The 1,798-nt window shown below is 74.6% G+C and carries 2 protein-coding genes; one reads left to right on the plus strand and one right to left on the minus strand.

What is annotated here, in order from left to right:
- Positions 1–573: glycosyltransferase 87 family protein (locus tag K6I34_RS36485; RefSeq protein WP_374231118.1), on the minus strand; the 573-nt coding region annotated here is incomplete at its 3' end.
- Between the two features lie 154 nt (positions 574–727).
- On the opposite strand from K6I34_RS36485, the gene K6I34_RS36490 reads away from it, so the two are divergent.
- Positions 728–1,798: glycosyltransferase family 4 protein (locus K6I34_RS36490; protein WP_229332318.1), on the plus strand; the 1,071-nt coding region annotated here is incomplete at its 3' end.

Genomic DNA, 1,798 nt, shown 5'->3' on the forward strand with positions numbered 1-1,798 from the left:
CGCGGCCCCCCAGACCACCCGCGTGCGGCGCCCCCGGGGCGTACCGACGAGCAGCAGCACCGGCCACACCTTCAGCAGCGCGCCGAAACCCATCAGCACCCCCGCCAGCCGGGTGCGGCGGCCCGCCGCCAGCAGTGCCGCGACCGCGACGGCGGTCACCATCACGTCATAGCGGGCGTAGACGATCGGCCCCAGCAGCGGCACCCCCACGACCCACACCCACACCCCCTTCGTGCTGCGCCTGCCGTTCCGCACCGCGTAGAGCAGCAGCCCGAGGACCGCCACGTCCGCGAGGAAGCACACCAGGAAGAACGCCGGCGCGTAGTCCAGGAACGGCACCAGCCCCGGGGCGAGTACGGCCAGCGCGGCGGCGGGCGGGTACTGCCAGGTGACGTCCTCGTACGGGAAGACGCCCGTGCGCAGCACCCCGTACCAGCCCTGGTAGATCACCTCGATGTCGACGGAGACGTCCGAGCCCGGCATCACCCACACCCGGAACACGCACAGCAGCAGCACGGCCCGGGTCACGGCCCACACCACGATCGAGAGCCGCAGACCAGCGCCCGCCATCATCCACCTCGCCCAGCCGCGACCCCTACGCAGGGTCATCGAATCGCTACTGCAAGGCATGATGCCCCTCCGGACCGCCCGCGCGCGATGACGTGGCGGACGGGAGCGCCGTTGCCGCCCGATCGCCGCCCCCTGTCACCCGGTACTGTCGGGCCCGATGCACAAGACCCTGATCGTCACCAATGACTTCCCGCCGCGGCCCGGCGGCATCCAGGCGTTCCTGCACAACATGGCGCTGCGGCTGGATCCGGCGGACATCGTCGTCTACGCCTCCACCTGGAAGCGGGGCCAGGAGGGCGCGGAGGCCACCGCGCGCTTCGACGCCGAGCAGCCGTTCCAGGTCGTGCGCGACCGGACCACCATGCTGCTGCCGACGCCCCGGGTGACCCGGCGCGCCGTCGGCCTGCTGCGCGAGCACGGCTGCTCGTCCGTGTGGTTCGGCGCCGCCGCGCCGCTCGGACTGATGGCGCCCGCGCTGCGCCGGGCCGGTGCACGGCGGCTGGTCGGCACCACGCACGGCCACGAGGCGGGCTGGGCCCAACTGCCCGCCTCCCGGCAGCTGCTGCGGCGCATCGGCGAGGGCACGGACACCCTGACGTACCTGGGGGAGTACACCCGCTCGCGGATCGCGGGCGCGCTCACCGACGAGGCGGCGGCGCGCATGGTCCAACTGCCGCCCGGCGTCGACGAGAAGACCTTCCACCCCGGCTCGGGCGGCGAGGCGGTCAGGGCCCGGCTCGGGCTCGCCGACCGGCCCGTCGTCGTCTGCGTCTCCCGCCTCGTACCGCGCAAGGGGCAGGACACGCTGATCCTCGCCATGCCGCGGATCCTGGCCGCCGTGCCGGACGCGGTGCTGCTCGTCGTGGGCGGCGGTCCGTACGAGCAGGACCTGCGCAGGCTCGCCGACGAGACCGGCGTCGCGGCCTCCGTCCGCTTCACCGGGGCCGTCCCGTGGGAGGAACTGCCCGCGCACTACGGCGCGGGCGACGTCTTCGCCATGCCGTGCCGTACGCGGCGGGGCGGGCTCGACGTCGAGGGCCTCGGCATCGTCTACCTGGAGGCGTCCGCGACGGGCCTGCCGGTCGTCGCCGGTGACTCGGGCGGGGCGCCGGACGCGGTCCTGGACGGCGAGACGGGGTTCGTCGTGGCGGGCGGCTCACCCGCGCAGTCCGCCGACCGGATCGTGACGCTGCTCCGCGACCCGGCGCTGCGGGCGCGGATGGGGGTG

Source organism: Streptomyces sp. UNOC14_S4 (assembly GCF_020740835.1).
GTDB lineage: Bacteria > Actinomycetota > Actinomycetes > Streptomycetales > Streptomycetaceae > Streptomyces.